The organism is Mesorhizobium sp. CO1-1-8, assembly GCF_020164875.1.
In the GTDB taxonomy this organism is placed as follows: Bacteria; Pseudomonadota; Alphaproteobacteria; order Rhizobiales; family Rhizobiaceae; genus Mesorhizobium.
Window position 1 is genome coordinate 116,614 of sequence record NZ_JAIUGZ010000007.1, and the last position, 23,544, is coordinate 140,157.

Below are 23,544 nucleotides of genomic sequence, written 5' to 3' on the forward strand. Positions count from 1 at the left end.
TAGCTCACTTTGGATGAACTGGTTCAGGCGAGTGTTGGTCAATACGCCCGACTTCCTGGGTACCCTCCCCCAGAATAAAGGATTATATTCCTATTTTCAAGGCCGAAAAGTTCTGAAAGGCGACGAAGTCAACAATGTCAAATGTAGGTCGAGTAGCCTCCGACCTTGGAACGGAGGCTTATCCGACTCCCCGACGTCCCTGGACATCGCACCGGATCGGCTCCGACCAGATCAATGACATCGAGGTCGAGCTCCCCGACTGGCTCGATCACTCGCCGAGGACTTCTCCGGGTGAAAGCAGCATCTCACAGTGGCGCCCTCACCCATGCGCAGCCTTATCCGCTATAGAGCCCGCCCCTGAACCGGCGTCGTGCCCAGCAGTTGGCGCTTCAACTCGTCGAACTGCGCGTCCGTTATCGCACCCTTGTCTCGCAAAGCTGTAAGCCGCTCAAGCTTTTCAATCGGGGGTTCACTAGGTTTGTCACTACTGGGCTTTACGTTCGGCTGTCTCGGCTTAGCGGTCGAATTTTGGGACACCTCACGCGAGTAAGGAACAGGCTCAGACCCGAATCTGTTGGGGCCTTTCTGCGAAACCGCCGACGCATAGAGTATTGCAATCAGCGGGACCACGCACGGGATCAACATCCACGTCGCATAACCGGCGTCATGCAGCCTCCTGGCAAGCGCCGAAAAATAAGGAATGATGTGAAATAACGCTACTAAGTTGAAAATCAGCCCACCAGCTGCCAATTTGGAGTCGATAGAAGCAGACAGTATCAAAATGATATTAGCAGCGAGATAAAACAACCAAAAACCTCTCCTGCTAAGGCGTCCGGAGAACGTGAAATAGTTTCTAATTGCGTCTTGATAGTGAAAGATCATTTCTTCCATAGATGCCCCCTTGCAATGCCACATGCGGCATCATTCGCGCCGTCCCGCTAAAACGGGTCCGGCCCCATTTCTATTCCACTACGGTTGATCGCGAACCGATCGCCAGTGACGGAAGCAATCTCACGATTAAATACGAGACTGTCAGTCCGTCGATTGTCAAGCCGTTTGTATTGCTTTCTTGCCACAATGAATGTGCGCAAGATCATTGGTTGGAATCTCCGCAAACTCCGGGCAGAACAGGGTTTGTCGCAGGAACGGTTAGCATTAGCGGCAGAGGTCGATCGATCTTACGTCGGTCGAATTGAGCGAGGCTCAGAGAACGTCACCATTGACATGTTGAACGCTTTGGCAACTGTCCTTGGTGTACCTGCCGCGGCTCTTTTGATCGAGCCCGCCAAGGGGGCTCGGCCGCCTTTGCCGTTGTCGTCCGGGAGAAAGCCCAGGAAGGGTTAGAGAGTCGAGGACGTGCTCGGTGTCTTGCCCTGCCAGGGCGAAAATCGGTCTCCGCCTCCGGTATGACCGTCACCCAGGGTACCTCTCGGAACCACTCCCCTAAAGCTATCTTTCTTCCGGGTCCTATGTCTCTGTATGACCCTGCTCCCGCCACCATCCTTGCTGACAGGCTTTCCAGATCACATAGTCGACCTTCGAGACACTATCTCCGGACCTATCGGACAATCGTCCGCACAATTCGTGAACCGTCTCGCCCGACCTTGCAGCGACCCTCTCCAACCAAACGTCGGGTTTCGCAACGTCGACACCCAGGTTCTTTCCCAGGTGATATTTCGTAATCCCTCCGATATGTGGAAGGGTTTCACAATACTCGATCACCGCGTCAGGTCCATTTTGCCAGGCCGTCCGAAACTCCTCGAAATATTCGGCTCGTTTCGACATCACCTGGTTGACGGACTTTTTCTTTCCAGGGTGACCAAACGTGTCCCCCACCTCTCCGGTTTCAATCAGGACCGGTTTCATTCGGGACCAGATGTCCCGGGCGACCGTCCACCTCATTCCACTGTTGAGGATGACGTACGAAACCCTGAGGGCAAAATCGGTAGCGTCGATCGGAGCGGATTTTGTCTCGACCTTCTTCATCGCGTCCGGATCGAGTTCGACGACCCGTTGTCGATAACCGAGATACTCCTCAAGGGTCACCTATCGGCTCCGTTCTTGGTCGGCGTGATCGGTCCCTAGCGCCGCCCTTTCAGTGTAAAAGTGACATTTCACACTGAGTGAACGATCACCGCGATTTCTACTAAATTTTACTACCAACCGCCTCTGCCCTCCGGAGGAGAATGATCTCGTCCGGACCAAACTGGTAGCGATAGAATGACCACCAGAGTTTCTACTGGATCTTACTATCAACTACCCCTCCCCTTCGAATGAGAATGATCTCGTCAGGATCGATCTGGTAAGGAACTCTCGGGTCGCGAAGCGAACACCGCGCGCGCTGCAAAACCTTCATCGAGTCGGAGTCGAACAACCGGATCGTTCTCGCGGTCATTCGATAGGCGACCGTCCAATGATCGTGGCGACCAGATAGACCGATGATGGCGACCTGGTTGCCGCGCAGGGCTTCGCGCAACGTGGCCCATAGATCATCGAACCGACGGACTTTCGACGTCAACATGGCCATGCTGATTGGTTCCTCGACGACCTCTTGAAAATAACCGCAGGCGGCCTCGACAAGGGCGTAGACTGTAGGGATTTCGATCCCCAACCCGACCGTCTCATGGGCCGTCACGCTGTTCGCTGTCAGGCTCTCCGAGAGGACTTGGAACAGACCAATCGATTTCTCGCGTCCAAGCTCCGGGAACAGAAATCGGACAGCGTTCATCACGCAATAGACGCCGCAAAGGCTATCCAAATCCCCTTGATTAAACGGCGCCAGGATGTTCTCGGCGACAGGAATCCTCAAAACCCGCGCGCGCAGGATCGGCCCGCGAACCACTTCGTTTCGGTCAGACATAGCGATATCTCAGATCATGGAAACGATGCGGCGCTGTGCATCGGTATCGCCGTCGATGTAGGTCTGGGTCATTGATAGAGATCGGTGACCGGCGAGGAGCTGCACGTCGCGAAGACAGCCTCCCGCGCGGTGCGCGGATCTTGCTGCCGTCGTTATGAAGGTCCGGCGTCCCGAGTGCGATGAACATCCTTCAAAGTTCAGCGCGCGATAAAGTTCGACAAACCAATTGACGATGCTGTTGGGCTTCATTGCGCCACCGCGGCTCGAGCGGATCACCGGGCCGTCGCAACCCTGTTCTTCTATCAACAAAGACAGCGCTCCCTTGAGACTGGGATGGAGCGGAATTCGGCGCCCGGATTGACATTTCGCGATACGGTCCTCGATCACGACCAGGTTCCCAATCCTTCCCTTTGGATCAAGGAGCATGGACCACTCCAGACCGGCGATTTCGCAAGCTCTCAACCCGGCTTTACAGGAGAGCAAGATTATCACCCGATTCCGGATGGGATGCGGAGATTTGCGCATATACGAGAGCATTTTGCGCAGCATAGGATCGGTGACGACCTTGGCTTGACGACCAGACATTTGGGTTGCGCTCCAGGGGTGGGGACAACTCTAGATTATAGGCATTTAATCCTATTTTCAAGCCGAAATGCGCCTGCGCACTCCCGTGGAGGCTTGGGAATCGACATCGTCCTCCGCCGCCCATATCGTTTAACGAATTGATCGTCAGTCTATTTTGATGACTTCCAACTGAGGGCTCGTTGACTGTGGCGTGGCTTACGCGCCAACGTCGTTCTGCCTGGAGCCATCGATGCTTTGGGAAATCCGAACATCAAGTCCGACGTTGAAACATCAGCCCGGAGGACGTCGGCAAGCCGGAGCAGATTACCGCCGCAGTTGTCTTGCGCGGCGCTAGACGGCGTTTGGTGGCTCGGCGGAGGCGATCGAGGCCACGGACGCCGCTGTCAAGTCTGCCGGCGTCGAACTCATCTCATACAATGGCGGCCGTGTACGGCTGCGGAGTGACGGTCACAGAGCATCCACCTCTTGAGGTTTTCTCAATACGCCTAATTTAGCATTCACGAATGCGTTTTTCCCTTCTGCTTTTTTGCTGGGCAGCATTCTTCGGTTGGGACTTTGCTACCAACGACGGCGCATTCACAACTAGCCTTGGTACGCGGGTTGCCCACCTGGTCCACGTGATTTCGGGACTTCTGTGAAGATGTGGCTGGGGCTTATTCTCCGGCGCCGATGACGATTGATTAGTGAAGCTAATTCTGACTGTCTGCGTTCTTGCCTTTCCGATGAGTTGGCAGGTGGCGCTTGGCAGGGTTCAGAAACTTTCGGTGTCGGCGGTGTCTCGGCGCCGGCAAGATTTTCGATTGCAGTAAATGGTTGGCCTCAAACGGGACCTGTTGCCCACAGGGGGCTCACAGGGAGGACTGCAAAGGGGGGTCAACGATCATCAGGTGCCCTGCGTGTCGCGGAAGCGGTCTGCAAGGCCCGGAACTTATAAGCCAAACAGACGGGTAGGCACGCAGCCGATCTCTGCGTTGTTCCGCGCGGCGTCGTCGTCGCCAGTTGCATGCCCATGAAGCGGACGGCGCTGCCGCTCACGTCGGCGGAGCGCGTCGCGCTTTTCCATATTTCTCGACATCCAGCACGCCTGCCTCGCTGTGTCGAACGTGGTCATTGATGCTCGATGTGGCACATGGCAATAATCTCCAAGGCACCGGTTTTCCAGAAAGAACTGCCACTAGCTATGCAATCCGCACTTTTAGTGACTTGGAACATTGAACGGCAGCCCCCCATGGACGCCAGGCTCGGACGATGATGGAGCGCATTGCCGCACTTTCACCAGCTGTGATTTGCCTAACAGAGGCGTTCGAAGGGTCGACTGCAGACCTGGGCGGCTTTGAAATCTCAGTCAATGGGGTCTCCTGGTCCAAGGAAACGCCGCTGGAGCGAAAGGTGGTGCTGTGGAGCGGTATGCCGTGGACCGATATCGACTGTATAGGGAACGAGGACCTACAAAGCGGTGGTTTTATTGCTGCGACGACCAGAACGCCTTTGGGAGAGATCAGAGTACTTGGAGTTTGCGTTCCGTATCATCTCGCTTCGCCTATGGGCTTGTCGCCAAGGTGTCCGGCCTGGTCGCAGCAGGTATTGTTCTTAGCAGGCCTTAGACAGATCATTGGTTCGACGGGCCCGCGCCTGCCTACGGTAGTCCTTGGGGACTACAACCAGTTTGTGCCCCGTATCTGGGGATCGCTAGAGGCGAGTTTCGCCCTTTCTGAAGCACTTAATGACCTAGTGATTTGCACCGACGGTCAAATCAAGGGAGTTGACCGGCCCGCAATCGACCATATTGCTCTAAGTGCCGACCTCAAGCCTTTGTCGATCCAAGGAATTGACGAGTACGATGCTAACGGTCGGAAACTAGGCGATCACTTCGGGGTGGCCGTCAGAGTTGGATTGGACACTGCAAGTGTCTCAGTCAGACCATGACTTCGGATTTGGCTGTAGCGCTGCGGTTGCGAGATGCTTTTGGAAACCATTTTGTCACGCAGGCTGAATATTCGCGTCCCCAGTATTGCGGACTCGGGCAAGATTTGTAATCTGCAAAAATAACTGGGTGGGGACCTAATTCATGAAGCCGTGGTCGGATTATTCCGCGACCCGCATTGGTGTCGTGGCTCTTTGTCTTTGTGCTGCAATACCTGTCCCAGCATTGTCTCAGAACCTGAATCCCATTTTCAACCTGATGGGCCGCGTTATCGAGAATGATATGCAGCGGCAGGAACTTCAGCGGCAGCGCAGCGATGAACAAAAGCAACGGGCGCTAGAGGAACAGCGGCAGCGATCAGAGGAGCAAGCCCGTATTGATGCCGAAAGGGAGCGCGAGATCGCGCTTACGAAACGAATGCAGACGGCGCTGAGCGCCCTTGGCTTCTACAAGTCCAAGATCGACGGCGATCGAGGAGCCGGCACACGAATGGCAGAGGCAGCATTCGCCGCCGCTTTTGGAATACCCTCACCCTCGCTTACCGACGCCGATGTTGGGCAGGTTGAATACTATGCCGCCGCAGGTTTTCGCAGTCGCGACGAGATGACTCGCGCGTCTCAGGGCGGCTTCGGCTCGAGGAAGGAACTGGTCGACGCGGAGGCGGGCGGGTTCTCCAACGCATCCGAAATGGCGGCAGCGCACCAAGCCGGATTTCAGATGTCAAGTTCCTTCGCGGCCTTCCAGCGTTCCGGGTTCAAGCACGCCGATGATTTCCGCGCGGCGGACCGCGGCGGTTTCGTTGAGCCCGCCGAGTTCGCCGCTGCGAAAGCGGCCGGGTTCGCCGAGCGCGACGAGTATCGGGAATTCGTCAGATCTGGACTTGCGGATCGCGCCGCTTACGAAGCAAATCAGCGCGCCGCCGCAGCGTGCAAGAAGCGCGATGGCGATTTGATTGCTGGATTGGATTCTTGCCTGCTTGCTGTCTCAGTCGGGGCGCGCGGCACCGACGTGGCAGCGGTCTTCGAAGCGCTCGGTCGACGGCTCCAGGCGCGTCGGGCCGAATTGGCCGCAGGTACTCTGGGGACGGAAGTGGCCGGCACCGCAGCGGTGCCGAGCGCCGGGACCTTTCTGCAGGATGTCGCGGCCGTCGATGCGGCGATCAAGCGCTATCAGTGTGGCTTGGATGTGCTGCGTTCGACATGGTCAGACGCAGCAGCAAGTTGCCAGCAGACCGACTCAGCTTCAGACAAGGTGGTCGCTTCTCTATCCGCCGAGGCTGCCAAGAACGCGGAGGCCGAGCGGCAGAAGATTGCGGCGGATGAGGAGGCGAGGCGGGTTGCGGCGGAGGCGGAGCGCAGTCGGCTCGCGCTGGAAACCGCACACGCTCGCGTTGCCGCATTGATCGAGAATCTTACCGCCTTCATGCAATCTAAGCGGGAATTGACCAAACCGCTCGATGTCGCCAAGGCATTCGTTGCGCTAAAACAGCAAAAGGATGCGACCGACTTCCGCCCGATCGACCAGGCATTGACACATTTGGAAGAACTGTTGGGCGCGGAAGCTGACTTTCAGAAGTTCCTCGAGGGAAAGCGCGTTTCTGAGGACATTGCTAAGACGAACGCCAGAGCCACTGCTGAGGCTGAGATACGGCGGATGGAAGCGTTTATCGAGCAATATGTCGCGCGCAACCTGCTCAGCGACAACGTGGCAGAGTTGCTTGCCCTGCAGTCCTCGTTGGCTGACGCGAGAGACTCGGGTCAGGACTCTCGGATCCTCAACGGCCAGAAGGAAGCCAAGGCGGCATTGGAGCGGCTGGGCCTTTCCGAGATGCTGGCCGCCTACGTGCCCGCGAGTGAAGAGAAAAAGCCGACCGACGTTCAAAAGGCGCGCAACGGCCTTGCACTCACCGCCGAGAACCGCTCGCTGCTGGAGGGCGATCCTAAGGATATCTTGCTTCTCGGCAACTTCACTCCGAAGGCTCCGCATCTCGTTCTGGATCTGCTGGGCAAAACCGCATTCGATGGTGGGGTTGCCAATTATTGCTGGCAGGGCGGGGCTCCAGTGACACCGGACATCGAAACTCGCGTGGTGGAGGCTCTCCGGCGTGTCGGCGCCGAGAAAGTCAGTGCGGCTGCAAACTGCAATGGCACCCCGATGCTTGGGCAGGACGTCATTGTCCTTGAGCGCGGCCGCTTCCTCCAAAGCGACGTTGTCCAAGCGTCCACTCTTGTCGAAGCTTTCGAAAAACAGGATTTGAAACTGCTCGAATTGATTGCCTGGGCGGACGTGGGCAACGAATCGCAACGCGACGCCCAAACCGCCGAGGAGATCAAGAAGGAAATCACTGCAGGCCTGCGGTCAGGATTCGGGTTTGTGAAGCTGGACAATGGCGCCGACGGACTATGCGTGGCCGGGAAACAGGAAACGCTCACTCTTCATCTACATCTCTTTGCGTCCAAAAGCTCTGCGCTTGCGAGATACCTCCGATCCGATGTGTCCCCCTCGGTGATGTCGCTCGAACGGGCATTCGTGGGGATTCAGAAACAGGACTGCGGCTTGGTCTATGCGGAGGCCGCCGATTTGAAGCAACTCTTACAGGCGCTCGATAAGGCGCACATCACATACGCGGTGTTGCCCGTTTGGATGGACGACCAAGAGGTCGCTGCGGCGCAAAAGGCGATCGGCGAGGCCGAAGCGGCCGGCCAGCGCGAAATTGCCGCCAAGCAGCAGCAGCAAGAGGCGCAGCAGACAGTGGCCGCAAAACAAGCGAAGGATGCCGAAGCGGTGCGTGCGAAAGCTGAAGCGGACTTGCGCGCACGCTATTCGGAGGAAGCCAAGGCGGCATTCAATCGCCTCTCGGGCATGGGGGAGGCTTACATTCGAGGCCACGCAGCCGACGGCGATTTCGCATCATTGTTTCCGAGCATAGCCCAATGGAAGAACGATCGCCTCAAGGACGGTTGGGAAGTGGAAGACTATGATGGGACCTTGCTGGACTATGGAACGGCAAACTGGCAGGGGCGGCGCGCAGAAGCGGTGTTCGTGCAAATCATCGCCAAGTCGAAGAACGCGTTGCGAGGCGAATATGCGCAGGACTGTTTCGCGATCGGCTATCTGATAGACGATGAGTTCAGTAGGCTCCGAGACCCGGTTGCTGCGACCTGCGCAAGCTCCTCTGAGCAGTTGTCGACGTGGCAAACCAGCCGGGCATTCGAAAGCCGCTGGGTCGTGCGGTAGCCACGATGGGCGACTAACGCGCTCTCGTGCAAAGCTGGTGCAGTCACTTCGGGCGGATCCTCAGAGATAACCCTTCAAGGAGACAAGCCGGCTGGCCGATCGCGACCCTGCATACAGCCTGCAAAATGCGGTTCAATCCAGCCCGGAAGTTGCTAGTCTGTTGCTAGGCGCAGATTTTCGTTCAATCTAAAAGTCTGGCAAACGGGATTTGTACAGTAAAATCAAATGGTTATATGGTGGGCGATGACGGGCTCGAACCGCCGACATCTTCGGTGTAAACAACCGGCTTACCGCTGAACCCTCCGCGAATTCCTTGCTCTCAGACTGAATGGGCCGGTCTGCGGTACCAGAATGGCGGGAAACTGATTGGATAAATCTGCAGCGCAACATCTTGCCTTCAGAACGACCACATTGGGATTAGGATCGGACGAGCGACCGTAATCATTGGCAAGGTGAACGATCCGGTGTCTCGCAGGAAGCACCCGCCCGAAGACAAACATACGCATCTCGCCATCAAAGTGGACCACTGCGAGGCGAGCCTCGAAACTCGCATCGAACCCGGTATATATCAGCCTCAGTATGCTTGGGATTTGGATAATGACTCTCCGCTCTATCGGACCACCGTCGAACTGACATTCGGCGGTGTGGCGACATACCCAGACCGGCGGGCGGGCGAAGCTTATGAGCTGACGATATACGGTTCGCATTCGGATCTGCGGCGCAGTGCGGCAATGGTCAAAGACGTACAGGCGCGAGACGGGCGTGGCTCGCTGAAGTTTCGCTCATACCGCGGCAAGCAAATCCCTATCTACGATCCCCCGTCAGGCATGGGACTGATCGACAAGGTGCGCGGCGAACCACGCTGGACAGCGTGGCTTCCTGTTTCCCCGCGCTTTGCCAGTGACGCGCTTGCTTTGGTGAATAGCGGACGATCCCTTTTTTTAGGGATACACGAGAGGCAGAGTAACCGCGCGCACTGGATCCAAGGATTAAGCTTACGAACGACCGACCCGGCCGAAGATTAGCGCAAAAGCACATACTACCACTGGCGTCGTCGTAGGGGCGCCAATCCAATCGCTCCGCCGTCTGGCGTTCCTACAGAAGCCCGAAAATTGAGCATGCGCGAAGCTGAGAATGCGGCCCACTTCCAGGTCTAGCCCGACTTTTTCAACATTGTTACGTTATTCGCGGTAATCGCTTGCCCACGGTTCGCCCATTGTTCCAAAGCGTCGCGCTTTTCCTCTTGATACTCGTAGCGATTATAGATGGCGGCAACGCCGCTCACTTTACCGGTTTTGTGGTTTAGGATTGCCTCGGTGACCTCCTGTTTGATTCCAAGCCTCGCGAGTTCCGTCGCGCAGGTGCGGCGTAGATCGTGGAGATGCCATTCGGGCAAAGCCGGTTCGCCGCAATGCTTGTCCAGTGCCTTCTTGCCATTGCTAAAGCCGCTGAATGGTGTGGTAGCGGTCGTCGTGAAGACGTATTCCGAAGGCTTCCCGTCTGCATCTGCGATCCTAGGCAATGCCTTGATGATCGTCTTAGCCAGCGGTGCTATTGGTACGATGTGGGGGCGGGAATTTTTAGTTCGCGATGCTTCAAGCGTGATCGCGGTCAGATCGTCAGAAATTTCGGACCATTTGAGTTCGGCAATCTCGTCCCGGCGTTGGCCGGTCAACAACAGCAGTTGGGTCATGGGACCAAAGGGATAACCACATTTCTCTGCCGCCTTCCAAACAATCTTGATTTCGTCGTGCGTTAGCACGCGGTCGCGGCTGATCGGTTTGCCCGGTGCTGTAGCAAGCTCAATAATGTTGCGGCCGATCGCTCGCGCTACTGGCTTCCAACGGAAGAATGCAGAAAGAACCGCGAAGGCGTTACGGCGAGCACCGGGCGTCAGCTTGTACAGGAGTTTTTCAATGTCACGGTAGTCAAGGGTCCTGATGTCGGTGACGTGGTTCCAGTGGGGCTTGATATTGGTCGCGATGATGCGCTCGTATTCATCACCGGTCGAGGCTTTGACCGCCCTGCCCTTGAAGCCTTGGGTACGAGCGGTCTTAACGAAGTCATCGAACCAAGCGGCCAACCCCGTCCTGTCAATCTTCTGTTGCCGAGGATCGTTGCCGCGCTTTGCGTCGTTGCGAACGCGTTCAGCAATGATGCGGGCTTGGGTGACATTCAACGCCTGCGTCGACGAAATGAGGATTCCAATGCGGTCGTCGGCGCTGCCCACTTCGTCATAGCGTCCGATGGTCACTTTGGACGCCTTGCCGTCGATCTTTGTCCGCACTGCCCAAGACAAAGCGCCGCTCGGCTGCACCACCAGATAGAGCCCAGATTGGGTGCTGTCGGGTATCTCTTGCCGTGCAGTCGCTGGTTTCAAATTGTTGATGAACGCAGCGGCTTTTTTGAACTGCCCAGGGATCGGGCTTGGCATCGGTTTTGGCTCCGGGGTAACACCAGGGGTAACCAGGGGTAAGTGATACTCCGTTCAGCACCGTTATGCAAACCGGTGCTCCCATGTAATCAACTGTCTGAAATTTATGGGTTATGCCATTTTGCAGGTGATGGACTGTTACCCCTTGGGGTACTGTGGCATAAAATTTGTAAACCGAAGGTCGGCGGTTCGATTCCGTCCGGGGGCACCAGCAAGGTGCGAGCATCGCAGTAAATCCAAGCAGTTAATATATTGTCGCCGAGTTCGACCTGCTGCCTGATCCATCTTGGAAATCATGCACTTACGGGCGGGAACATCCGCCCCGGAGCATCACCATGTGTAAAGCCCGCTATTGTGCGGCAGCGGGATTTATTGGAGATTAGAACGGCACCTTCCACGCTCCGCTCTCTGAATTTCTGGACAATACCCGCGTCGAAACTTGACACCATTCCTCGCCGGCGTTGAGTTCATCCCAGAGAATTGTGGCGGCGCCGGTGTTCGGCCGCGGAAGTCCTGAGCTCTTCGCGGGATGCCTGCTTGTACCGCCCATTCTGATACCTAGTCGCCGGATTCAGGCGCGGCAACTTAGGCTACAGGTGTGACTTCCTAGCTACATACAAAGTTGCAGGCTCATCGATATAAAGCGCTTGGCGATTTTGATGGGGATTTCATGAAAGCTTTTTTGCTCGCTTCATTCGTTGCGCTTTCGGCGGCTCCGGCCATCGCTGCCGATATGATGACCGCTCCTGTCGATACCCCTGAATGGACGTGGCAAGGGCCATACGCCGGCGTGTTCGGCGCCGGAACGTTGGAACACTACAAGATTTATGAGCCGGGCGCCCAGGCTAGCGCAACGCACAACGTCGGCTCGGCAGCGGTCGGCGGCTTTGCAGGCTATAACTTCCAATCCGGCAAGATTGTCTATGGCGTCGAAGGCGAGCTTGGCTACCGCTTTAAGAAGAACACCTTCGACGATATTCCAGGCCCAGGTGTTCTCGACGCCTCCACAGGTTTGTTCGGATCCGTAAAGGGTCGCGTTGGCATGGATATGGGAGCCTACATGCCGTTTGTCACGGCTGGTGTAACCGCCGCAAAGCTGAAGACATTCTACCCAGGTGGAAACGCTGAGCGGGATGCAACCTTGGTCGGTGGTATTGTTGGAGCAGGCATCGACGTCGCACTCACACACAATGTGTTCTTGCGAGGCGAATACGACTTCTCCTTCTTTGGCAAGAAGTCGCTTGAATATTGCGGCGGCGGATGCACGCTGGAACACACGCTTCAGACGCACGATTTCCGCGTCGGCATCGCGATGAAATTCTAACTGTCCAGCGCGTCTCCGACGTTGACGCCCTCCGCAGGAATGGCAAGACCAAGGTCCAGCTTGTGGTTGGCCTTCCGCGGGCGCAATGTCGCCAAGAACCCGACGGCTAGGGGCCTGGATCGCAAATAGTTCGCGGTTCAGGCCCTTCGTCCGTTTGGGACCATGCTATGCGGCTCTTCTGCCGGGTGCTCCGGCTCTTGTCGTGCTGGGCCGGTCAAATTCCACCTGATGAACGCAGCATCCTTCCCGGTGACTTCCCGCACCGCCGTTAACAGCACCTCATGCAGGACGCGCGTCTGTCTGTAGTGGTCGCAATGCGGCGATATGAACGGCTTGATGATGCTTAGGTGCAGCGCTTCCGCCGCTACGAGAAAGCCCTCGATTTCAGTCTGTGATAATCGCTTTTGCGGTTTTGACCGAGCCATTGCGACACCTTTTAAGAGTCGCCCCATCTAGGATAATATTCCTGCATCACCGTTCTGTAAAGGCTCAACGTCGAAAAGGCGCCGGGCGTCCGCTGATGGCGAAAGCGGAACATCCCGGCAAGGCGATTTGAATTGAGCGCCGGCGAAGTCGGGCAAGCTTGTCCGCGATGGTCCACCTCGACGCCTTCGATGAGATTGTACTAGCGTGAGCCCTGCGTGCCCGCCCTGCCCATGAACGAGCGCGAATGCACGTCTTGCTTGAACAGCTTGCTCACGCCCGAATGCTCGTTAGAGACGCCGCCACGATCCGGGCCCATCTGCACGCGCGTTGCGTACCAAACCGTACGTTGAATCCTTCTTGGGTCACGCGTGAGAAGAGAGTAAATAAATCCTTTCGCAGGAAGGGAGGCCGCGATGGTTGAAACGCATATGCAAGTCGCACTGGCGGTTATAGAAACCAGCTTTCGGTTGCGGCACCATTCCCTGGCCGGAACTGACTCATTTCGCCGGGATATGGACCACTCCCGACGCGCAATCGAGGCATCACGCGAACTGCTCAAGCGCCTTCGCCAACGTCACCGCGATGACATGGGCCGAGGGTGGGAAGATCCGGACCCAACTCCTGCTTCCGTCTCCGCCTTCGATGCCGATATTCTCCGCTCTGCATTTCGAGCCCTGGTCAGGGATATGAGCGTGCCTGAGTGTCAATGGCGCGATTTGGCTGAGAGCTTGGTCCGCGAATATGTCGGGTGCGAGCAAATCGAAATTGGCTTGTTGGATTGGATCACCCAGAGGTAGTCACCATCGTAAAACAGCCCGTCCCGCCCACATTGCCGGTGACACGAGACGGGCTGCGGAAGCTCGCATGCGATGCTTCCTGCAATCCAACTTTGTGCGCGCGCGGATGTTCCGTTAGCTTCTGCTGAAATGGCGGGCTAGCGCGATACCGAAACAATCGCGTTCATATCCCGTGGATCAGTACAAGGTAGATCGCCGGGACCAGCATCAACCAGCCGCCCATTCCAAGCACCACCAAAATGGCCATGCGCTCTGTGCGCCTGACAAGGTCGGCGATGTTTTCCTCTTCCGGCAAAGAGACGGCGTCCACAAACCCGGGCGCATGATCATAGTTGTCATTTCCCGATTGGTTTGCTCTGCCACTCTCATTCGATCTCTGGACCAATGTCATTGTTGTCGTTCACCAAAAAGGATCCAACCGGCCCGTTCTCGGCGCTTGAAGCCGGAACGGGCCAAGGCGGAAAAAACTAGTTAAAATCGAAGGACGACCGAAGGACCACGTCGGCGGTAGCACCGGACGCGACGGCGACCATGCCGCCAGTAACTGCGGCAGACCCGTCTCCAGCCTCGCCGGCGGCGGTGGGGACGGTGGTGCCAGTCCCGATGGTAGACTTGCTGCACTTCTGCCTGTGCATCGTCGTCAAAGGCCTCTGTTTGTGGCGTCTCAAGTTCATCGAGGATGCCGGGTCCGGCTCCTGGAACACCCGCCATTGCGTCAATTGGGCGGACAGCGCTTGCAAGGGCCGCTGCCCCAGCAACACCAAACATTGCAGTCAAGAAAGATCGCCGATCCATAATAAACCTCCCAAGGTGCATGAGCTAAAAAAGCGACCACGCCTGCCGAACAAGCAGGCCCAGCGCACGGTGAAATACAGGACCCGCCAGCCGCCGAAGCGGCTCACGGGTCCTATCAGCGCAGGAAGGGACGTAGCTGCGCCGATCCACGCCATGTCAGCCAAGGACTATTCCCATCACCAGGAAGGTGATGGCTGTTGCGAAAATCGGTGCGAGCAACCATCGCGCCTGGCCGACACTTTTTTCCACTGTTTCTCTCCGAATTTGGAGAGACAACAACCTTTAGGCCTAAGCCGTTCCGCCTACTCCCAACGGGTAAGACCATTGCGTTTTTCAATCGGACTTTGGTCCTGCGCAGATTCAGACAGAAGCCCATATGAGGAACGTTTGGCCTGGCGAGGTGTTCGGGTGGCTGGCGCCCAGCCGATCGTGCTGCCGCCACACGCAAGATTGTGAAGTCTACGACTGAACCTTCGAACCGGCCACGCCCGCCGCCAGGGATGGCGAAGGATAAAAGAAAATGATGAACCCTGAAGCCGAGACCACGCAAGCCCTTGTGGCGCGCCTGGTTGATCTCCAGGCGAGAGCGCGGGCAGCACCTGCAAACGAAGCCGAAATAAAGACCTTCCAAAAGGTCGCAGCCTTCACGGACGACGGTCGCGGTCGGCCGGCTCGGGATCTGGCCGCTCCAGGTTCGATGGCGACATAGCGCGAGGTCACATCCAATCGCTGCAACCAATGTCCGGTTTGCCTCCGTATCGCCGCTCAGCTCCGGTAACTTCGCCGCGTCGCGCTTCACGAATTCGGTGCATCATGTTCATGTTCTTGAAAGTCAGTTCTTCAGAGCCCCTGATGCTCCAAAATATTCCAGGTTTTGCTGGGTTTTATGACACGCTCGCGACCTGGGTGGTTGGCCCAACCCCAGTGAACGTGTTCCGGACCCTGACGGACTTGTAGACGTAGGCCACCCAGACCCCTGTCAGCACAAACGAGACTACGGGGGCCACCAGCGCATCGCCTGCGAGCACCAGGCTCACCGGAACGCCCAGAACTGACGCAACCCAGATGGTGTCCAGCACGAAAACGACAGGCATCGCCAGCCACTGGAGCAGAAACAATCGCGGAAAGCGGTGGCTTCGCCGGAGCATCGAAACGAGCACAACCAGCTGAAGCGCCAGAAATGCCAGATTGAAGGCAACCTCGCCATACACCGCCAGGGGTCCGTTCGGGAGGGTCATGAGCTGCTGGTAGCCGTCGGCCGAATTTGCGAAGTCGGCGAGCGTGCGCAATGGCGACAAGGTTTGACCGATCGCCAGCAGCATCAGCCAGCCGCCGAAGCCCACAAGAGCCTCGGGATTCTGTGACGGCTTCGCGGCTGATCGAACAGCGAAGAAAACAGGCACGCCGATCAACAGCAGCACGATCGCCCAATGCCAGACTGAAAACACCCCCATTTACCCCTCCCCCATTTATACCCTTTTAAGTTGTATCAGATTTCAACCTCAACTCAAGTGGTGACCCTCGTCTGAAACCAGGTCTTATGCGGAAGCGAAGATTTCTCCTGTCTACTCCTCCAATCACACCCCGATCGCCGCCACCAATATCCGGTTCTGCCTGCGGATCGCCACGCGCAATTCCGGTATCCTCGCCGCCTCGCGCTTCACGAATTCGATGAACATCATGTTCATGTTGTTGAAGATCAGTTCGCCGAGCGCTGCCCCGTCAATGTCCTGCCGCACCAGCCCAATCTCCTGCAGCCGGGCGATCAGTGCGCGGATCTGTTCGGTCAGCGCGCGGTCGAGGGCGGTGTAGGCCTGGCCGAACGGGCTGTCGGGCAGTTGGGTCGAGATTGCCATCGCCTGCCGCCACATCTCTTTGCTGAGATAGTGCAGCGAGTGCTCGATATAGATGCCGATCAGCGTGTCCAGCGCATCGCCGACATTGGCCGGCGGCCTGGCGACGACGCCCTGCCCGGCATTGAGCACCTCGTTGACCTCCAGCGAGACGATGGCGCCGAGGATGTCGCCCTTGTTCTCATAGTAATTGTAGATGGTGCCGACAGAGACCTCGGCCTGCGCGGCGATCGCCTCGATCTTGGCGCCCTCATAGCCCGCCTCGCGAAACAGTTCCGCCGCCGCCTCGATGATGCGCCGGTGCCGGTCCGCCTTTTGCCTTGCCCGCAATCCGCTCATATCAGACTCTTGCCATAAAAACAGAATTGACTCAATTTTAGAATTGGTTCAATTTTTTGCAAGAAGCCACAAAGGCAAGGGAGAACACTCGATGACCGTCAAATCCGTATCCACGAATCCGCTTTCCATCCTGAAGAGCCATCTGCATGCCGCGTGCGCAGCCGCGGCGCTGCTGCTTGCGACCGGCGCCCAGGCCGCCGACCTCAACGCACTGATCTGGTGCGATCATGCCGATCCGGCACTGCTGCAACCCTTCGAGGAAGCCAACAACGTCAAGGTCAACGTCAAGGAATTCGAGGGCACCGGCGCCGGTCTGGCCATCGTCGAACAGTCGCAGCCTGGCGACTGGGACGTGATGGTGATCGATAGCATCGACGTGCCGCGTGGCGTCGAAAAGGGCCTGTTCGAGCCGCTGCCGGAAGACAGCCTGCCGCTGGCCGACTTGTTCCCGCAGGTGAAGATGGACGGCTCCACCGTGGTCGGCGGCAAGCGCTACGGCATCACCGAAAAGTTCGGTTACAACACGATCGGCTACAACAAGACCAAGGTCGATCCGGCCGACATGCAGTCGATGGCGTCGCTGATCAGCGACAAATACAAGGGCAAGGTTGCTATCTACGACTACTACCTGCCGGTCATCGGCATGGCAGCACTTGCGATCGGCAAGAAGACGGCCGACCTCACCGAAGCCGACCTGCCCGCAATCAAGGACGAGCTTTTGAAGATGAAGGCCAATGCCAAGCTGGTTGGCGAAGTGACCGCCAGCCAGACGGCGCTGGCGACCGGCGAGGTCGACATATTGGTCGGCGGCGGCGAATGGGTGACGGCGGGCCTGGCCAAGGAAAACCCGGCGCTGGACTTCTCCATCCCGAAGGAGGGTGCGGTTCTGTGGTCGCAGTCGCTGGCCATGTTCAAGGATTCCAAAAACAAGGACATGGCACTGAAATTCATCCAGTACATTTTGAGCCCGGAAGGCCAGGCGCGCCTTGCCACCTCCTCCTGCTACTGGGGCATGCCGGCCAACACCAAGGCAGCGCTGACCGACGACCAGAAGAAGGTTTTGCGCTTCGACGAGCAGCCGGGCTTCCTGGCGCGCGCCCAGGCCTACCCGGCCCCAAGCGCCGATCTCGACAAGAAGATGCAGGACATGTGGACCGAAATGCTGCAGGCAAAATGAGCAGACATCGCTCATGAGCAGCTCGGCAGACAACCTCCCCCGGGCGGGCTCTGCCCTGCCCCGAGCGGGCCGCGCCCTGCCCTGGGCGCTGGTCACGCCGGCGCTCGGCTGGACGCTGCTGTTCTTCGTGCTGCCCTTCATCGCCATGGGGTTTTCGAGCCTGACGGCGCATGAGGGCGGCGGCTTTACGCTGTCCAACTACAGCCAGTTCTTCACCAACCCGTCCTACTGGCAGGCGATGGTGAACTCGTTGCAGGTCACAGCGATCGTCACCGTGATCTCGGTGCTGCTCGCTTATCCCTTTGCCTGGATCCTGGCCGAACAGGTGCCGGAGCGCTGGCAGCGGCTGGCGCTGATGCTGGCGGTGCTGCCGTTCTGGACCTCCTATGTCGTGCGCTCCTACTCCTGGCTGCTGGTGCTGGCGCAGAACGGCGTCATCAACCGGGCGCTGACCGGCTCGGGCCTGTTTGCCGAGCCGCTGCAGCTCGCCAACACTAGGTTGGCCACCGTCACCGGCTTCGTGCATTTCTCCGTCATGCTTTTGACGCTGACGATCTTCGCCAACCTCAAGCAGCTCAGCCCGAGCTATCGCAAGGCCGCCGCCGATCTCGGCGCCGGGCCGGTGCGCACCTTCCTGCATGTCGTGCTGCCGCTGACCTTGCCCGGCATCATGGTCGGCGCCTTCCTCACCTTCGTCCTGTGCATCGGCGACTACATCACGCCGCAGATCCTGGGCGGCAACAACGAGCTGCTGATGCCGCAGCTGGTGATGATGCAGATCGGCCGGCGCGGCGACTTTCCGCTGGCCTCGGCGCTGTCGATCATCCTGATGGCGGTGGTCACCATCGCCTACCTCGCCTGCGCGCGCTGGCTGAAGATCGAGCGGGCCTGAGATGCGCCGGTTCGTCCGCATCGCCTCCTGGCTCTACGCGCTCGCCGTCTACGCCTTCATCTTCCTGCCGGTGGTCGTGCTGGTGCTGTTTTCGCTGCAGGCGACGTCGTTCCCGATCCCGCCCTTCACCGGGCCATCGCTGCGCTGGTACGATGCGGTTCTCAGTGACACCCGGCTGACCTCGGCGCTGGTCAATTCGCTGCTGGTGGCGTCCATCTCGTCGCTCGCCGCCGTCACGCTCGGCTTCCTATCCGCCTGGGGCTTTGCCCGCTTCGTCCTGCCCGGCTCCGGCCTGCTGCGCGGGCTGATCACGCTGCCGCTGACGGTCAGCTATCTGATCATCGGCATGGGGCTGCTGGTGCTGTTCAACTGGGCCGGGGTGCCGAAATCGCTGCTGGCCGCCGGCATCGGCCATGTCGTGATCAACCTGCCGCTGTGCTTTGCCATCATCTACAGCCAGATGGGCGACCACCAGATCAACATCGAGCGCGCCGCGCGCGACCTCGGCGCACCGGAATGGAAGGTGCTGCTGTTGATCACCGTGCCGGTCATGGCGCCCGCCATTTTCGCCGGTTTCTTCCTGTCGATGACCTTTTCCTGGGACGAGTTCGTGATCTCCTTCCTGCTCACCCGCTTCGACACCACGCTGCCGGTCGAGATCTGGAACCTGCTGCGCTCCGGCCTCAACCCGAAGACCAACGCCGTCGGCTCGCTGGTCTTCGCCGTTTCCATCGTGCTGGTGGTGTTTTTTGAACTGACATTGCTGCGGAGAAAGCCGGCATGAGCGCGCCCCTCGTCGACATCAGCAGTGTCTCGCATCGCTTCGGCCAGCATACGGTGCTGAAGGATGTCTCGCTGCGGATCGAGCCCGGCAGCTACACGATCCTGCTCGGGCCGTCCGGGTCCGGCAAGACGACGCTGCTCTCCATTCTGGGCGGCTTCGTCACGCCCAGCGAAGGCAAGGTGTTCATCCGTGGCGAAGACTGCACCTCGGTGCCACCGGCAAAACGGCCGACGACGACGGTGTTCCAGGACTATGCGCTGTTCCCGCATATGAGCGTCGGCAGCAATGTCGGCTTCGGCCTGCGCATGCAGGGCGTCGACGGCACGACACGGGCGGCAAAGGCGCGCGAGGCGCTGGCTCTGGTTGGCTTGGCTGGCGCCTTCGACAAGAAGCCGCACCAGCTCTCCGGCGGCCAGCGGCAGCGCGTGGCGCTGGCGCGTGCGCTGGTGATCGAGCCGGCGGTGCTTTTGCTCGACGAGCCGCTCGGCGCGCTCGACCTCAAATTGCGCCGGCAGATGCAGGACGAGTTGAAAGCGATCCAGAAGCGCGTCGGCACCGCCTTCATCCATGTCACCCACGACCAGGAAGAAGCGATGGCGCTCGCCGACCATTGCGTGGTGATGAATGATGGACGCATCGAGGATGAAGGGCCGCCCGAGCGCGTCTACGCACGGCCGGCGACCCGCTTTTCCGCCACCTTCATGGGCGAAAGCACGATCCTTGCCGGCACGGTCACGGAAGCGAAGGACAGGACAAGCATCGTCGCGACGCCTGTTGGGCCGGTTTCGCTGCCCGGCGCGTTGCCGGTGGGTTCGACTGTTGAGTTGGCCTTACGGCCGGAGCATCTTGTCCTCGGCGCGGCCAGCGGCGGTGTCAGGCTCGGCACGGCTGAGGTGAGCGACGTCGTCTTCCAGGGCAGCTTCAAGCGCGTGCTCGCCGTTTCCGCCCAAGTCCCCTCGCTTCACTTCATCGCCAGGCTGCCGGCGACAGCCACCGTCCAGCCGGGCGACACGGTTGCCGTTTCGTGCGATACCGACCAGATCATCCTGCTGGCGGATTGAGCATGGCAACACTTGCGGTCATCGAGGCACCAGACTGGTACGAGACCATCCGCATGAGCGATGGCGTGACCTTGATCCACGAGCCTTGGATAAAACCGTTCTTCCGCTGCAACATGTGGCATGTGCGCGGCCGCGACCGCGACCTTCTCTTCGATACCGGGCTTGGCCATTTCAGCCTCCGGCGTCACGTGCCGCTGGTCACCGAGCGCAAGCTGACCTGCGTTGCCAGCCACACGCATTTCGATCATATCGGCTGCCACCACGAATTTCCCGAGCGCTGCGTGCACGCGGCCGAGGCTCAAATCCTCGCCGATCCGCGCAATGAATGGACCGCCGCCGGCACCTATGCGACCGACGAGATGTTCGATCGCCAGCCGCAAGGCTGGGACACAGCGCGCTACGGCATTCTGCCCGCGCCAGCCGGCCGCCTGCTCGCGCATGGCGACGTCGTCGATCTCGGCGACCGTGCCTTCGAGGTGATCCACACGCCCGGCCATTCACCCGGCGGCATCGCGCTTTACGAAAACAGGACGGGCATCCTGTTATCCGGCGACATCATCTATGACGGTCCGCTGATCGACGATGTCTACCACTCGGTTGTCGACGACTATGTCGCCACGCTGCTGCGTATGCGCGACCTCGATGTCTCGGTCGTGCATGGCGGCCATTTCCCAAGCTTCGGCAAGGTGCGCTACCGTCAGCTTGTCGACGAGTATCTGGCGCAAAAGCGGCAGGCGGGCTGCCATCTGCGGCAGAGTCCGTAGACTGGATCAACGCATCAGTTCGAAATGCCGCGGAAACGCCTGATGCAGCAGGAGCAGCATGGTCTTGCGCAGCACGTTGGTATCCCGGCTGGATGGATTGAGATGATCCCAATACCACGCGCCATGAACCAGATAGTTCAGGCTCTCCGACAGGGTGTCGATGTCGACGCCGGTATAACCGCCGCTGCGCGAAATCTCGATCAGCAGCTCGCGCGCCTCGGCGGTGTAGGCGAGATCGCTCGGCAGGCCGATCTCGTTGTAGATCTGCATACTCTTGCGGTCGCTGGAGAACACGACAAAGACCGAAACCCATTTTGGATGCTGCCGGGCGAAACGTTGCGCGCAATCGACCGCGCCCAAGGCCCGCTCAACCGGCGACAGGCCGGGCGCCCGCACCAAAGTCACCCACAGCTCATCATATCGATCGCTGAGATACTGGAGGACGGCGCGAAACAAGTTCTCCTTGCTGCGGAAATGGAAGACGACCAGGGCATTGGACGAGCCGACATGTTCGGCGATGCGCTGCATGGTGACGCTTGCCAGCCCCTCCTCCGCGATGAGCTCGATGGTGGCGTCGATGATCCGCTGCACGCTGGCTTCGCCGCGTTCGCGCCGACGATCCCTGGGCGGCGCGGCATCGTTTGCCGCACTTCCATTCTTCGCCATTGCGCCTTTGCGCTTTGCCGCCGCAGCCTTTTGTTGCGCCATCTTCGTCCAGTTCCTTTCGGACCTTCTGGCGGCGATCGCCGGCGCCGCCACGGATCCATTTATTCGAGGTGTCCGGCGTCGGCTCACCACAACCGAGACCGCAGATCAACCACCATCGCGGCAAGGGCCGCATCGCCCCGTTATAGTGACGGACGCGTTTCGGCGTTTGTGTACCACTGCCCCTTGGCCGTCTCATAGGCCATGGCGGCGCGGAAAACATCGGCATCGCAATAGGTGCGGCCGACGATCTGGATGCCCGTCGGCACGCCGCTTGCCGCCCGGCCCGAAGGGATGGACAGAACCGGACAACGGCTCATCATGTTGAACGGCGTCGTCATCACCCAGCCAAGCGACGGGTTCACCTGCTTGCCGTTGATCTCGACCGTACCCGTGGTATGATCGAACTCCGCCGGCACGGAGGGGAGCGCGTTGGTCGGGCAGATCAGCACATCATAGGTCTCCAGCAGCGGCCCCAGCGTCTGGTACATCCTGGCCGCCACTTCGAGTGTTCCGACAAAGTCGGTGGCCTTCGACTTTTGCCCGTCCTCGGCGAACTGCCTGGCATAGCTCGTCATGTCCTTGCCGTGCTTCTTGAGCAACTGCGACAGCGATGCGCCGAACAAATGCTCGAGATAGGCCATGCCCGCCCTGAGCACGTCGTCGCCCCAGCCCAGATCGACCTCCTCGACCGTGGCGCCAAGCGAGCGGAACACATCGCAGGCGGCAAGCGTGTTCTTGCGCACATCGGGGTCCACTTCGAAAGAACCGAGGTCCATCGAGAAAGCAATCTTCCAGCCCTTGATCGGCTTGTAGTCGAGCGGCAGCCGCAGTTTCGGGCGTAGCGTGGCGATGTCGAGCGGGCTCGGTCCAGCCATCACGTTCTGCAGCAGGATCGCATCCCCTACGTTTCGCGCCAGCGGCCCGGTGTGGCAATAGAAATCGAGATTGAACGGCGGCTCGTCCGGATTGCGGCCGTAAGGCGGCTTGAAGCCGACAAGACCGCAGGCCGACGCAGGAATGCGGATCGATCCGGCAATGTCCGAGCCGGTGGCGATCGAGGACGTGCCGGAAGCCAGCGTTGCCGCGGCACCGCCGGACGAACCGCCCGGCGTGAAATCCGGGTTCCACGGATTGCGCGTCACGCCCCACCGTTTCGACCAGGTGTAGCCGGCGCAGCTGAATTCAGGCGTCGCCGTGCGGGCATGGACAATGCCCCCGGCCTTGATGATGCGCTCGTTCATCGTCGAGGTATGGCCACCGATGGCATCCCCGGACAGCAGCGAGCCGTGCGAGGTTGGCTTGCCCTTGATGTAGCTCTCGTCCTTGATGCCGATCGGCAGCCCCTCGAGCGCCCCGGTCCGGGCGCCCTGGCGTATTTCGCCTCGGCTTTCCCAGCCAGGTCCATCGCCTCGTCGAAATGCGTGAAGGTGAAGCAGTTGATCGTCGCCTTGGTTGCCTCGGCGCGGCGGATCGTGGCCTGCATCAGTTCGACAGGCGAAAGCTTCTTCGCCTTGAGCAGCCGCAGCGCCTCGCTGGCCGGCATGTAGCAAAGGTCGAGATCGGTCATGGGAAGTCTCCTGCGAT

Annotated in this window: 23 protein-coding genes and 1 pseudogene; 12 read left to right on the forward strand and 12 right to left on the reverse strand. The window is 59.0% G+C overall.

The window, feature by feature from the left end; translation table 11 throughout:
- Positions 1-342: 342 nt before the first annotated feature.
- Positions 343-891 (reverse strand): DUF805 domain-containing protein, encoded by a 549-nt coding sequence (locus LB558_RS16175; RefSeq protein ID WP_224698462.1) that lies wholly within the window; start codon positions 889-891, stop codon positions 343-345.
- A gap of 186 nt (positions 892-1,077) precedes the next feature.
- Between LB558_RS16175 and LB558_RS16180 the strand changes: the two genes are divergently transcribed.
- Entirely contained in the window at positions 1,078-1,344 is a 267-nt protein-coding gene (locus LB558_RS16180) for a helix-turn-helix domain-containing protein (protein ID WP_224698636.1), read from the forward strand.
- Positions 1,345-1,467: 123 nt separating this feature from the next.
- Here the strand turns inward: LB558_RS16180 and LB558_RS16185 are convergent, their stop codons facing one another.
- The 3 genes from LB558_RS16185 to LB558_RS16195 form a co-directional block, all read right to left on the reverse strand.
- Positions 1,468-2,046, reverse strand: coding sequence for a hypothetical protein (locus LB558_RS16185; protein ID WP_224698463.1), 579 nt, complete (start codon positions 2,044-2,046; stop codon positions 1,468-1,470).
- A gap of 190 nt (positions 2,047-2,236) precedes the next feature.
- Positions 2,237-2,860, reverse strand: coding sequence for a hypothetical protein (locus LB558_RS16190; protein WP_224698464.1), 624 nt, complete (start codon positions 2,858-2,860; stop codon positions 2,237-2,239).
- A 9-nt stretch (positions 2,861-2,869) separates the two neighbouring features.
- The gene (locus LB558_RS16195; RefSeq protein WP_224698465.1) at positions 2,870-3,445 is read right to left on the reverse strand and encodes a tyrosine-type recombinase/integrase; all 576 of its coding nucleotides are present in this window, start codon (positions 3,443-3,445) and stop codon (positions 2,870-2,872) included.
- Positions 3,446-3,800: 355 nt separating this feature from the next.
- Here LB558_RS16195 and LB558_RS33205 point away from each other — a divergent pair.
- The 4 genes and pseudogenes from LB558_RS33205 to LB558_RS16215 all read left to right on the forward strand — a co-directional run.
- Positions 3,801-3,914, forward strand: a pseudogene (locus LB558_RS33205) (hypothetical protein); the annotation flags it as partial.
- Positions 3,915-4,693: 779 nt separating this feature from the next.
- Positions 4,694-5,371, forward strand: a complete 678-nt coding sequence (locus LB558_RS16205; RefSeq protein WP_224698466.1) for an endonuclease/exonuclease/phosphatase family protein — start codon at positions 4,694-4,696, stop codon at positions 5,369-5,371.
- Between the two features lie 142 nt (positions 5,372-5,513).
- A complete protein-coding gene (locus LB558_RS16210) occupies positions 5,514-8,606 on the forward strand; it encodes a hypothetical protein (RefSeq protein ID WP_224698467.1) in 3,093 nt (1,030 codons plus the stop codon).
- 464 nt (positions 8,607-9,070) lie between these two features.
- The gene (locus LB558_RS16215; protein ID WP_224698468.1) at positions 9,071-9,631 is read left to right on the forward strand and encodes a hypothetical protein; all 561 of its coding nucleotides are present in this window, start codon (positions 9,071-9,073) and stop codon (positions 9,629-9,631) included.
- 128 nt (positions 9,632-9,759) lie between these two features.
- Here LB558_RS16215 and LB558_RS16220 read toward each other — a convergent pair whose 3' ends face one another.
- Positions 9,760-11,040 (reverse strand): tyrosine-type recombinase/integrase, encoded by a 1,281-nt coding sequence (locus tag LB558_RS16220; protein ID WP_224698469.1) that lies wholly within the window; start codon positions 11,038-11,040, stop codon positions 9,760-9,762.
- A 670-nt stretch (positions 11,041-11,710) separates the two neighbouring features.
- On the opposite strand from LB558_RS16220, the gene LB558_RS16225 reads away from it, so the two are divergent.
- Positions 11,711-12,364, forward strand: a complete 654-nt coding sequence (locus LB558_RS16225) for an outer membrane protein (protein ID WP_224698470.1) — start codon at positions 11,711-11,713, stop codon at positions 12,362-12,364.
- Between the two features lie 137 nt (positions 12,365-12,501).
- Here the strand turns inward: LB558_RS16225 and LB558_RS16230 are convergent, their stop codons facing one another.
- The gene (locus LB558_RS16230) at positions 12,502-12,789 is read right to left on the reverse strand and encodes a hypothetical protein (protein ID WP_224698639.1); all 288 of its coding nucleotides are present in this window, start codon (positions 12,787-12,789) and stop codon (positions 12,502-12,504) included.
- Positions 12,790-13,203: 414 nt separating this feature from the next.
- Here LB558_RS16230 and LB558_RS16235 point away from each other — a divergent pair, with 414 nt between their 5' ends.
- On the forward strand, positions 13,204-13,587 hold the full coding sequence (locus LB558_RS16235) for a hypothetical protein (RefSeq protein WP_224698471.1): 384 nt from the start codon (positions 13,204-13,206) through the stop codon (positions 13,585-13,587).
- A 163-nt stretch (positions 13,588-13,750) separates the two neighbouring features.
- Here the strand turns inward: LB558_RS16235 and LB558_RS16240 are convergent, their stop codons facing one another.
- The 3 genes from LB558_RS16240 to LB558_RS16250 form a co-directional block, all read right to left on the reverse strand.
- Positions 13,751-13,978, reverse strand: a complete 228-nt coding sequence (locus LB558_RS16240) for a hypothetical protein (protein ID WP_224698472.1) — start codon at positions 13,976-13,978, stop codon at positions 13,751-13,753.
- 1,288 nt (positions 13,979-15,266) lie between these two features.
- Complete coding sequence (locus LB558_RS16245) at positions 15,267-15,836, reverse strand: DUF2569 family protein (protein ID WP_224698473.1); 570 nt, start codon at positions 15,834-15,836, stop codon at positions 15,267-15,269.
- Positions 15,837-15,959: 123 nt separating this feature from the next.
- Entirely contained in the window at positions 15,960-16,574 is a 615-nt protein-coding gene (locus LB558_RS16250; protein WP_224698474.1) for a TetR/AcrR family transcriptional regulator, read from the reverse strand.
- 91 nt (positions 16,575-16,665) lie between these two features.
- Here LB558_RS16250 and LB558_RS16255 point away from each other — a divergent pair, with 91 nt between their 5' ends.
- From LB558_RS16255 to LB558_RS16275, 5 genes are read left to right on the forward strand one after another with little or no spacing between them, the layout of a single operon-like run.
- Positions 16,666-17,751 (forward strand): spermidine/putrescine ABC transporter substrate-binding protein, encoded by a 1,086-nt coding sequence (locus LB558_RS16255; protein WP_224698475.1) that lies wholly within the window; start codon positions 16,666-16,668, stop codon positions 17,749-17,751.
- A gap of 13 nt (positions 17,752-17,764) precedes the next feature.
- Positions 17,765-18,643, forward strand: coding sequence for an ABC transporter permease (locus LB558_RS16260; RefSeq protein ID WP_224698477.1), 879 nt, complete (start codon positions 17,765-17,767; stop codon positions 18,641-18,643).
- A gap of 1 nt (position 18,644) precedes the next feature.
- Positions 18,645-19,427, forward strand: coding sequence for an ABC transporter permease (locus LB558_RS16265; protein WP_224698479.1), 783 nt, complete (start codon positions 18,645-18,647; stop codon positions 19,425-19,427).
- Complete coding sequence (locus tag LB558_RS16270) at positions 19,424-20,488, forward strand: ABC transporter ATP-binding protein (protein ID WP_224698481.1); 1,065 nt, start codon at positions 19,424-19,426, stop codon at positions 20,486-20,488. The genes LB558_RS16265 and LB558_RS16270 overlap by 4 nt, the downstream gene beginning before the upstream one ends.
- A gap of 2 nt (positions 20,489-20,490) precedes the next feature.
- The gene (locus LB558_RS16275; protein ID WP_224698483.1) at positions 20,491-21,252 is read left to right on the forward strand and encodes an MBL fold metallo-hydrolase; all 762 of its coding nucleotides are present in this window, start codon (positions 20,491-20,493) and stop codon (positions 21,250-21,252) included.
- 6 nt (positions 21,253-21,258) lie between these two features.
- Here the strand turns inward: LB558_RS16275 and LB558_RS16280 are convergent, their stop codons facing one another.
- The 3 genes from LB558_RS16280 to LB558_RS16290 form a co-directional block, all read right to left on the reverse strand.
- Positions 21,259-21,960, reverse strand: coding sequence for a TetR/AcrR family transcriptional regulator (locus tag LB558_RS16280; RefSeq protein ID WP_224698484.1), 702 nt, complete (start codon positions 21,958-21,960; stop codon positions 21,259-21,261).
- 140 nt (positions 21,961-22,100) lie between these two features.
- Complete coding sequence (locus LB558_RS16285) at positions 22,101-23,300, reverse strand: amidase (protein ID WP_224698640.1); 1,200 nt, start codon at positions 23,298-23,300, stop codon at positions 22,101-22,103.
- Positions 23,198-23,527, reverse strand: a complete 330-nt coding sequence (locus LB558_RS16290) for an amidase (protein WP_224698648.1) — start codon at positions 23,525-23,527, stop codon at positions 23,198-23,200. Before LB558_RS16290 ends, LB558_RS16285 begins: the two co-directional genes overlap by 103 nt.
- Between the last annotated feature and the right edge of the window lie 17 nt (positions 23,528-23,544).

What these genes read in the sequence shown, in the direction of transcription:
- LB558_RS16175 (WP_224698462.1), bottom strand. Translation starts at nt 891, where the DNA reads ATGGAAGAAATGATCTTTCACTATCAAGACGCAATTAGAAACTATTTC.
- LB558_RS16180 (WP_224698636.1), top strand. Translation starts at nt 1,078, where the DNA reads ATGAATGTGCGCAAGATCATTGGTTGGAATCTCCGCAAACTCCGGGCA.
- LB558_RS16190 (WP_224698464.1), bottom strand. Translation starts at nt 2,860, where the DNA reads ATGTCTGACCGAAACGAAGTGGTTCGCGGGCCGATCCTGCGCGCGCGG.
- LB558_RS16195 (WP_224698465.1), bottom strand. Translation starts at nt 3,445, where the DNA reads ATGTCTGGTCGTCAAGCCAAGGTCGTCACCGATCCTATGCTGCGCAAA.
- LB558_RS16205 (WP_224698466.1), top strand. Translation starts at nt 4,694, where the DNA reads ATGATGGAGCGCATTGCCGCACTTTCACCAGCTGTGATTTGCCTAACA.
- LB558_RS16210 (WP_224698467.1), top strand. Translation starts at nt 5,514, where the DNA reads ATGAAGCCGTGGTCGGATTATTCCGCGACCCGCATTGGTGTCGTGGCT.
- LB558_RS16220 (WP_224698469.1), bottom strand. Translation starts at nt 11,040, where the DNA reads ATGCCAAGCCCGATCCCTGGGCAGTTCAAAAAAGCCGCTGCGTTCATC.
- LB558_RS16225 (WP_224698470.1), top strand. Translation starts at nt 11,711, where the DNA reads ATGAAAGCTTTTTTGCTCGCTTCATTCGTTGCGCTTTCGGCGGCTCCG.
- LB558_RS16230 (WP_224698639.1), bottom strand. Translation starts at nt 12,789, where the DNA reads ATGGCTCGGTCAAAACCGCAAAAGCGATTATCACAGACTGAAATCGAG.
- LB558_RS16235 (WP_224698471.1), top strand. Translation starts at nt 13,204, where the DNA reads ATGGTTGAAACGCATATGCAAGTCGCACTGGCGGTTATAGAAACCAGC.
- LB558_RS16240 (WP_224698472.1), bottom strand. Translation starts at nt 13,978, where the DNA reads ATGACATTGGTCCAGAGATCGAATGAGAGTGGCAGAGCAAACCAATCG.
- LB558_RS16245 (WP_224698473.1), bottom strand. Translation starts at nt 15,836, where the DNA reads ATGGGGGTGTTTTCAGTCTGGCATTGGGCGATCGTGCTGCTGTTGATC.
- LB558_RS16250 (WP_224698474.1), bottom strand. Translation starts at nt 16,574, where the DNA reads ATGAGCGGATTGCGGGCAAGGCAAAAGGCGGACCGGCACCGGCGCATC.
- LB558_RS16255 (WP_224698475.1), top strand. Translation starts at nt 16,666, where the DNA reads ATGACCGTCAAATCCGTATCCACGAATCCGCTTTCCATCCTGAAGAGC.
- LB558_RS16260 (WP_224698477.1), top strand. Translation starts at nt 17,765, where the DNA reads ATGAGCAGCTCGGCAGACAACCTCCCCCGGGCGGGCTCTGCCCTGCCC.
- LB558_RS16265 (WP_224698479.1), top strand. Translation starts at nt 18,645, where the DNA reads ATGCGCCGGTTCGTCCGCATCGCCTCCTGGCTCTACGCGCTCGCCGTC.
- LB558_RS16270 (WP_224698481.1), top strand. Translation starts at nt 19,424, where the DNA reads ATGAGCGCGCCCCTCGTCGACATCAGCAGTGTCTCGCATCGCTTCGGC.
- LB558_RS16275 (WP_224698483.1), top strand. Translation starts at nt 20,491, where the DNA reads ATGGCAACACTTGCGGTCATCGAGGCACCAGACTGGTACGAGACCATC.
- LB558_RS16280 (WP_224698484.1), bottom strand. Translation starts at nt 21,960, where the DNA reads ATGGCGCAACAAAAGGCTGCGGCGGCAAAGCGCAAAGGCGCAATGGCG.
- LB558_RS16290 (WP_224698648.1), bottom strand. Translation starts at nt 23,527, where the DNA reads ATGACCGATCTCGACCTTTGCTACATGCCGGCCAGCGAGGCGCTGCGG.